Genomic DNA, 1,687 nt, shown 5'->3' with positions numbered 1-1,687 from the left:
GTCCGTGGACACCCACGGACCGCCGGGCCAGCGACATCGCTCTCACTACGGCTACCGGGCCGGTCTCAGCCGGTCCGAGCCGAGGGACGAACCACCCTGATGACTGCGTACAGCGACCTGCCGGCCGACTCCCCCCTCGGGGCGAAGCCGGCCGTTTCCGGGCACCTCGTGAAGGCCGCTGTCACCGCCAGCCGAGCGATGGGGCGACGTGGGTGAGGATGCTGTCGATCACGTGGGCGTTGTAGTCGACTCCAAGCTGGTTGGGCACGGTGAGCAGCAGCGTGTCGGCGGCGGTGACGGCCTCGTCCTCGGCGAGCTGCTCGACGAGGACGTCGGGTTCGGCCGCGTAGGAGCGTCCGAAGATGCTGCGTGTGTCGGCGTCGATGTAGCCGATCTGGTCCTTGGAGCTGCGTTCCCGGCCGAAGTACGTGCGGTCCCGGTCGTCGGTGAGCGCGAAGATGCTGCGGCTGACCGACACCCGCGGCTCGCGCGTGTGGCCCTCGGCCCGCCACGCCTCGCGATAGGCATCGATCTGCTTGCGTTGCTGGACATGGAGCGGCTCGCCGCTCTCGTCGTCCTTGAGGGTGGAGCTCTGCAGGTTCATTCCGAGCCGGGCGGCCCAGACCGCGGTGGCGTTCGAGCCTGATCCCCACCAGATGCGCTCGCGCAGCCCCTCGGAGTGCGGTTCAATGCGCAGCAGGCCCGGCGGGTTGGCGAACATCGGATGGGGTTCGGGCTCTGCGAAGCCCTTGCCTCTGAGGACCTCGAGCAGCCGCTCGGTGCGCGCCCGTGCCATGTCGGCGGCGGTCTGGCCTTCCTCGGGCAGGTGGCCGAAGTGCCGCCAGCCGTCGACGACCTGCTCCGGAGACCCCCGGCTGAGGCCGAGTTGCAGCCGGCCGCCGGAGATCAGGTCGGCCGCGCCCGCGTCCTCGGCCATGTACAGGGGATTCTCGTAGCGCATGTCGATCACGCCGGTGCCGATCTCGATCCGGCTGGTGCGCGCGCCGACGGCCGCGAGCAGCGGGAACGGTGAGGCGTACTGCCGGGCGAAGTGGTGGACCCGGAAGTAGGCGCCGTCGGCACCCAGTTCCTCCGCGGCGACCGCGAGGTCGATCGCCTGGAGCAGGGAGTCCGCCGCGGAACGCGTCTGCGAGTGCGGTGACGGTGCCCAGTGTCCGAAGGACAGGAACCCGATCTTTTTCATATAGGTTTCAACAATCAGAGATCGACTTCATTCCCCGGTGACCTGGCCCTCGGCGTCTCGATGGTCCGCATTCTCGCTGCGGCCGGCGCCGGGCAGGTCGGGCGCGATGACGGTGTAGCGCGCGGCGAGCGCGGGCATGATGGCGTGCCACTCGTACCAGGTCTGCGGGTAGCCGTGGATCAGGGCCAGCGTCGGGCCGTGGCCGCCGATCACGTGGTCGACGCCGGTCCCGGCGACGTGGGTCTTGCGCTCGCTGAAGCCGGCCGGCACCTGCTCGCCGGACAACGCCGACGTTTCCGGTGTGGCGGAGGCCGCGGCCGTGACGGTGGTCGAGCCGAGGATGATGGTTCGCGACTGGGAGCAAAATTGTTTTTTGCAAGTTAGCGTTCTAGGGTCCGTCTTCAAAGATCATCGGATAGTGGATCATGGTGGGGTGATACGTCGCCATGAACTCACCGATCTGGAGTGGGAGTTGCTCGCTCC

General features: G+C 68.4%; 2 protein-coding genes. Both read right to left on the bottom strand.

Annotated features, from left to right (window positions below; all coding sequences use genetic code 11):
• Positions 1 to 181: 181 nt before the first annotated feature.
• Positions 182 to 1,204 carry an LLM class flavin-dependent oxidoreductase gene (locus ABT085_RS46220; RefSeq protein WP_351623209.1) on the bottom strand — a complete coding sequence of 341 codons (1,023 nt, stop codon included), beginning with the start codon at positions 1,202 to 1,204 and terminating at the stop codon, positions 182 to 184.
• Between the two features lie 27 nt (positions 1,205 to 1,231).
• Positions 1,232 to 1,489: an alpha/beta fold hydrolase gene (locus ABT085_RS46215; protein ID WP_351623207.1), complete on the bottom strand. Its 258-nt coding sequence runs from the start codon at positions 1,487 to 1,489 to the stop codon at positions 1,232 to 1,234.
• Positions 1,490 to 1,687 lie beyond the last annotated feature (198 nt).

The sequence above is a fragment of the Streptomyces sp. NPDC002265 genome (assembly GCF_040296125.1).
GTDB lineage: Bacteria > Actinomycetota > Actinomycetes > Streptomycetales > Streptomycetaceae > Streptomyces.
This window is presented reverse-complemented; position numbering and strand designations above follow the sequence as displayed.